Origin of the sequence: Rhodococcus sp. IEGM 1241 (assembly GCF_033142365.1) — a bacterium.
Classification (GTDB): Bacteria; Actinomycetota; Actinomycetes; order Mycobacteriales; family Mycobacteriaceae; genus Rhodococcus_F; species Rhodococcus_F erythropolis.
In genome coordinates this window covers 1-6,280 of sequence record NZ_JAWLSE010000038.1, presented here as the reverse complement: position 1 = coordinate 6,280, position 6,280 = coordinate 1, and the positions used below count along the sequence as shown (strand labels likewise).

The 6,280-nt window shown below is 58.2% G+C and carries 4 protein-coding genes and 4 pseudogenes; 6 read left to right on the top strand and 2 right to left on the bottom strand.

Annotation, left to right across the window (positions count from 1 at the left end; translation table 11 throughout):
- Positions 1–424: 424 nt before the first annotated feature.
- Together R4P70_RS32330 and istB are read left to right on the top strand one after the other, a co-directional pair.
- Positions 425–1,245, top strand: a pseudogene (locus R4P70_RS32330) (Mu transposase domain-containing protein); the annotation flags it as partial.
- Positions 1,242–1,915, top strand: a pseudogene (gene istB / locus R4P70_RS32325) (IS21-like element helper ATPase IstB); the annotation flags it as partial. The pseudogenes R4P70_RS32330 and istB, both read left to right, overlap by 4 nt.
- A gap of 343 nt (positions 1,916–2,258) precedes the next feature.
- On the opposite strand, the gene R4P70_RS32320 reads toward istB, so the two are convergent.
- Both R4P70_RS32320 and R4P70_RS32315 read right to left on the bottom strand, forming a co-directional pair.
- On the bottom strand, positions 2,259–2,576 hold the full coding sequence (locus R4P70_RS32320) for a helix-turn-helix domain-containing protein (RefSeq protein ID WP_011331594.1): 318 nt from the start codon (positions 2,574–2,576) through the stop codon (positions 2,259–2,261).
- Positions 2,573–3,634 (bottom strand): tyrosine-type recombinase/integrase, encoded by a 1,062-nt coding sequence (locus tag R4P70_RS32315; protein ID WP_030538082.1) that lies wholly within the window; start codon positions 3,632–3,634, stop codon positions 2,573–2,575. The genes R4P70_RS32320 and R4P70_RS32315 overlap by 4 nt, the downstream gene beginning before the upstream one ends.
- Before the next feature lie 145 nt (positions 3,635–3,779).
- Here R4P70_RS32315 and R4P70_RS32310 point away from each other — a divergent pair.
- The 4 genes and pseudogenes from R4P70_RS32310 to R4P70_RS32295 form a co-directional block, all read left to right on the top strand.
- A pseudogene (locus R4P70_RS32310) lies at positions 3,780–3,932 on the top strand (ATP-binding protein); the annotation flags it as partial.
- Between the two features lie 222 nt (positions 3,933–4,154).
- Positions 4,155–4,466, top strand: a pseudogene (locus R4P70_RS32305) (transposase); the annotation flags it as partial.
- A gap of 54 nt (positions 4,467–4,520) precedes the next feature.
- The gene (locus tag R4P70_RS32300) at positions 4,521–4,688 is read left to right on the top strand and encodes a hypothetical protein (protein ID WP_021334707.1); all 168 of its coding nucleotides are present in this window, start codon (positions 4,521–4,523) and stop codon (positions 4,686–4,688) included.
- A 688-nt stretch (positions 4,689–5,376) separates the two neighbouring features.
- Complete coding sequence (locus R4P70_RS32295) at positions 5,377–5,817, top strand: hypothetical protein (protein ID WP_080656786.1); 441 nt, start codon at positions 5,377–5,379, stop codon at positions 5,815–5,817.
- Positions 5,818–6,280 lie beyond the last annotated feature (463 nt).

Here is a 6,280-nt window from a genome sequence, read left to right as displayed (position 1 = left end):
CAGAATCCTGTTCGTGTACAGATCATCATCCGGGAAGGTGCGTCCTCCCGGGATCCACAGGTTTCGATCATTCCTCCCTGGACGCTCTCAAATCTGGTGACGGTCATCGGCGCACCTCTCTGCAAATTCATGTGAAGAACGGACAATGTGGACCGCTGCTCGTGAAGGGCGAGGTTCGATGCGCACAGCGCCGAACATGTCTGCGCCGCGTCCGGGACCGATCCGTTCTGGAGTCAGGCTGAGCCAATTGTTGGCTAATCAGAAGGGTGAGTGCGCACCGAGAATGCCCTACCGATGTGTTTCTGCAGCTCAACAGACTCAGAGTCTTGTCCGGACCGGACGCATTCTGGCGTAACACCGGACGCAGCCTGAGGTGCAATTATGAGTTGAGTCTCATTCGTTTGGAACTGTCCAACGGTCGGAGTACTCGCGGTTCATCTCGGCGGTGATGATCCCGTCCAGACAAGGTGGCGACTCTTGTCTGGGATGTGGGAACTGATCTCCGGGTTGGGTAAGGTCCCGAAAACGCTGGTGTGGGACCGAGAATCAGCAATCGGAGGCACCGGGAAGATCACCACACCTGCTGCTGCGTTCGCCGGAACGTTAGCGACTCGGATCCAGTTGGCTCCACCGCGGGACCCGGAGTACAAGGGCATGGTCGAACGCGCCAACGGCTACCTGGAAACTTCGTTTCTACCCGGCCGGACGTTCACCTCACCGCCTGATTTCAACGCCCAACTCCGTGACTGGCTCACACGAGCGAATACTCGCACCGTGCGGGCGATCGGTGGCCGACCTGTCGATCTGCTCGCCACCGACGTGGCGGCGATGATCGAACTGCCACCGGTCATTCCGGCGATCGGACTCACTCACCGGATCCGGTTGGCGCGGGATTACTACGTGCGTGTCGACGGCGCCGACTATTCGATCGATCCACGAGTGATCGGCCGGTTCGTCGATGTGAGCGCCAGCCCCACCCGCGTGGTGGCCCGCTGCAACGACCAGATCGTTGCCCGCCACGACCGTTCATGGGCGAAACACGTGGTCGTCACCGATCCTGATCACGTCGATACTGCGGCGCAACTGCGCCGCGGACTGGCGGACGAACGGCGCCGCCGCACGGCAGCGGCCACACGCCGGCACATCGACGGGCACCCCGTCTCGTTGCGGGCATTGCCAGATTACGACGCTCTGTTCGGCGTCGATCTCGAATCCACCCCGACAACAGTGAGGACCACATCATGACAACCGCAACCAAGAAGAAAGCCGCCGAGGCAGCCGCCTCGGCACCGCCAGCGGACGGAGTGCCGTCCCAGATCGCATATCTGACAAGAGTATTGAAGACTCCGACGATCGGACGAGTATGGGAAGAGCTCGCCGATCACGCCCGCGACGAGAACTGGTCACACGAGGAATACCTCGCAGCAGTATTGGGCCGCCAACTCGCCGATCGTGAGTCGGCGGGCACGATCATGCGAATCCGCACGGCGCACTTCCCAGCAGTGAAAACACTCGAAGACTTCAATCTCGACCACCTACCGTCGCTACGACGTGATGTGCTGGCGCACTTGGCGACTGGCATGTTCGTTCCCAAAGCGGAAAACGTCATCCTGCTCGGACCCCCGGGTATCGGCAAGACACACATCGCGATCGGACTCGGAGTCAAAGCCGCCTACGCCGGATATTCCGTCCTCTTCGACACTGCCAGCAACTGGATCACTCGGTTGAGCACCGCGCATCATGCCGGGCAACTCGAAACCGAACTCAAGAAGATCCGTCGTTACAAGCTGATCATCATCGACGAGGTCGGATACACCCCTTCGATCAGGACGCGGCGAACTTGTTCTTCCAGCTGATCGCCTCCCGATACGAGCAAGGCTCGGTCATGGTCACCTCCAACCTCCCGTTCGGGAAAGCGCACATGTTCGCGCGAATCTGTGCGTAGTGGCGCCGAAATTTCACGGGTTCGGCAGTCGGGTCGGGTCGACGAAGTCTGCCAGGTAGATCATGGCGGCCTCGGCGGTCATGCCGAAGGCCGCGGCCCCGGCACAACACGGCCTCCGCGAAGCGGACCTTGTGATCGCACTGCGCGCACCGGCGGGAACAAAGCACGCAACGACCTGTCTCGACGACCAGCACCCTACTGCGGCTGCAGTCAGGGCACGGTTGCTTGGCCGATGATGCCCACCGGTCCGCCGCACTCGACACAGTCACGCTGGCGTTTACCCATGTTCTGCAATGACTTCCAGGTCGGCGTGTCATATCGGCGGCAGCGAGCGGCCGCGGGCGTTGACGGCTTGGCGCTGCGTCGGCGCCGGTCGGATCGGCGGCTCGGCAGGACGCTCGACGGGAGTGGTGTCGATCTCGAACAAGTCGTCCGGAGTGCATTGCAAGGCAGTGCACAACGCGATCAGCGTCGTCATCTTGATCTGGGTGGGTTCCTTGGTGAACAGCGCCGACACCGACGCCGCCGACATCTCCAGCCCGGCTTTGTCTGCCAGCAGCCTGCGCAGCTCGGTCCCGGTCCACACTTCGCGTTGGGCCGCGGCCATCCGCAGTCGCCACTTGATCCTCACGCTCGCTCGTCCTCTCCGCTGAGCTCGGCCAGGGTGGTGGTCACCGCGCGCCGATACGCGTCCTCGATGAAGGTCGCCGATGGCCGGACATACCGCATTGTCGATCCGACGGTCCAGTGACCCAGAAGCTGTTGGATCGCAACCAGATCCACGCCACGCTCATAGTTGTGGGTCGCGCACGCACGTCGCAGCGCATGCGGGCTGAACCGCTCCGAACGCGGGCGCCCTTCGAGCTCCATCAGATATCGCAGCCGGTTGCGGATCGTTCCACGATGCAGCGGCCCGCCGGACTCGTCGGCGAACAACACCGGCGAGTCCGGGAACTTGGGCCGCACGTCGGTCAGGAACCAGCGCAGCACCAGGTCCAGACCGTCGAGCATCGGAACCCATCGCGGCCGAGGACCGGACATCCTGGCGCCCTTACCGAAGCGGACATGAAGTTTGCCGAACGGACCACGATCGAAATGCACATCCGGAAGGTCGAGCAGCGCAGCCTCTTCCGAGCGCAGTCCGGCATGATAGAGCGTCCGGAACAGCGCGTAGTCCCGAGCTGCCGGCCCATATTTTCGGGCCGTGACGATGCGCGCCTTCATGAACTCGAAGAACTCCCGCACGCGCTCCGGAGTCGGAGGCTGCACCAGCGCCGGCGAATCGTCGCCGACATGGCGGGAGGCGTTGAACTCATCCACCGGACAGACCAGCTTCACCCCGAACACAGCCTCGATCTCGGCTGCCTTGCGGACCTGGAGGAACCAGTGGAATCCCTTGAAGATCTGCACATACTCCCGCCGAGTCGACGGAGCACGGCCCGCGACTGCGAGGCTGCCAACGACTCGGTCGATGTCCTCGGCGGTGACTTCCCACGCAGGCCGTCCCAGCGCCGTCAGCGTCCGCTCGAGTAGCCCGATGTCGTTGTCGATAGTGACTGGGCTGAAGCCCCGAGCACGCCAGGATGCGACGAAGGCGTCCACGCAGTTACGTTGGAACACAACAGGATCTGACTCGATCGACTCTATCGGAACGACGTTGCCCGGGATCAGCCGCAGACCTTCTGTCATCAGCACACCTTCTTCACACCTGAACGGTTAAGGCAGCACCTAATATAGACCGCTCACAGCTTGAAGAAGGCTGAAACGCGAAAACATGCTGAAGTCCCAGCGAGCTGCGGGTTTCCACGGAGACGAACAAGTGCCAACCCCAGATCGATGGGGCGAAACATTTTCCGACGACGTCGTCGCCGCAGCGATGATCGACCGACTCGTCCACCACGCCGAAGTACTCACCCTCAGCGGCGACTCCTACCGCACCCGATCCCGCCGAGAACTTCTGACCAAGAACCGATCCAACAGGGACTAATCAAAGCCAAGTGGTGAATTTTCGTCCGACGATCACCGATCACTTTTCATCCGACGTTGACATCTTCAGCCATCTCAAGGAGGAATGGTTCTCCCGTCCAGAAACCCGACACTCTCGACGAGTTTCACGAGGGGCTCACTGATTACCTGCGATGGTGGAACACCACCCGCATCCAATAGCGACTCGGCTACCTCAGCCCCGACGAGTACGGGGCGGGCCGGAACGATCGTACATTCCGATCGGGGTAGCTAATTTCGGTCGAGGAAATTCGTTCATGTGTTGTCCGACAACGGTTTACAAGGTTCCATGGGTAGGGTCGGGGCATGCGGTGGCAATGCCGCCATGGAATCCTTCTTCTCAATGTTGCAGAAGAACGTCCTCGACCGTCAACGGTGGTCGACTCAAGAACAGTTGCGGCTCGCGATCGTGACCTGGATCGAGAAAACGTACCATCGCAAACGTCGGCAACGGCGCCTCGGGAAGCTCACCCCGATCGAGTTTGAGACAATCAACCAGGCTTTTTACGCGGCTTGAAGCTATCAACCCCACGTGTCAACTGAAGTGGGTGCAGTCCCTTACGATACGAGGATGATGCCCGAAGAGCATTCCGAACCTGAGTTCGTACCGCCGACGGTGAACGGTTTCAACTGCTCTCGAACAATCGCCGCCGCATGCTACGCACTGGTTTCGGACGTCGATGGCCGAGAAGACCGACCTCTCGAAATCGACGATCGGGCGTATCTCGCGCAGCTCTAACTGAAACCACATCTGACCGATGGTTTCAAGCTGCCTCCACATCTTGTATCTAAACAGCTCATCGCCGGATCGACCTCACGCATTCTGGTTCCCGAAGAGCCGGATTACTACGAGGGTTGCGGGGAGACCGTCGCGCACGCCGGCCTAAGCGGTTCGCCAATCGTCTTTTTCTGCTACTAATCTGCATTCGGATGTGACGGACCAACTCGGACGCAGACGGGATACTGCTGGATTCCACTTTCCGGAGTCGTGATTCTTTCCGCTCTCACTAAGAAAATTCGCCGTGACTTACGCGGTGCGGCATCGCGCAACTAACGTCCGTTCCTCCCCCTGCACCTAGGCGAATGGATCGGCATGAACAATGATCTCTTTACTTGCTCCGAGCCGCACCCATGGGTATTTCGTGACAAAATATGGCGCTTCGAAACTCGTGTAGTCACATGACCATCCGGTCCGGATCCTGCCCGGATGGCCGCTTCATACCTGTTGAACTGGCATTTTTTCCAGTGCGGAACAATCAACTCGCGACACCATGGCGGCGAAACATGTAAGAATGCTGACACGGCGGTATGTATTCACCAATTTATTGGTCGGCTTCCAATTCAGAAAGTTCAGAAGCCTTGGTGCCTTAAGACCAGACACGGGATTTGGGTCCAATATCAGATTCCAACGCAAGGAAGGCGTTTAGATGGAATATCCCCCTGAAACGGCTATAAAAAGTCAATTCCTGGTTGCACTTGACGATACTTTTCAATACCTGGCAAATTCAAAAACTTCGAATTCAGTGCGCGTGAACGGATTTAAGATGATCCTTTCGTACATTCATATTATTGAAGGCAGTCTTTCAAATTGTCACCTGCACAATACGATCGACAATCCCAGCTTCGCGCCAGAAATCGACTCTATAAAATCTCCATCAGGCCGACTCCTCAATGAGGTCGAGCATAAAGGTTCGGTCGACGACGAGAAAATTGTCGCCAAATTATATGACCCGGCCGTTCGAGAGCTACTAGTGAATGCAAATGGATTGTCGCACAATTCCCAGGACTTACTGGAAACAATGGCTGCAAGATTGCGAAACTCTGAACGGTTCCTTGCATCAAACCCAAAGGCCCAATTCACTCCATGAACGATTTCACCAACCCTTAAAGCATAAAAACACTGGAATATAGAGAAATCTAGATTGCCACCATCCTCAACTATCTCCTTGTGCCTGATTTACGAACGGTTCAGCCTTGAGAGGAGCTTACGCATGAAGAGCCCACTAACTCCCAACCCGAGCGTTCTAGCCGCGGTCACCTACTTGTTAAAACAACCGGATGCTGCAAAATTTCGACGACAACATCAAGCCTTAGTCGTCCCAGTTGGCGGCCCTACCGGTAGGCACAATTTCGACTACACGGCGGCAGATAATTTTGCACTACTCTCTGCACAACGGAGAGCAAACGAGCTCGGCGAGCCCGACCCCACATGGATCCAACGAAAGTCGTCTTTCGACAGAGGAATGATCGAAAGCTGTGGATCCCGGGAGGACGCACCTTCCCGGATGATGATCTGTACACGAACAGGATTCTGATCAAGTCCAGCGCGCC

Excerpts from the sequence above, each read along its gene's own strand:
- R4P70_RS32315 (WP_030538082.1), bottom strand. The coding sequence starts at position 3,634 with ATGACAGAAGGTCTGCGGCTGATCCCGGGCAACGTCGTTCCGATAGAG.
- R4P70_RS32300 (WP_021334707.1), top strand. The coding sequence starts at position 4,521 with ATGATGCCCGAAGAGCATTCCGAACCTGAGTTCGTACCGCCGACGGTG.
- R4P70_RS32295 (WP_080656786.1), top strand. The coding sequence starts at position 5,377 with ATGGAATATCCCCCTGAAACGGCTATAAAAAGTCAATTCCTGGTTGCA.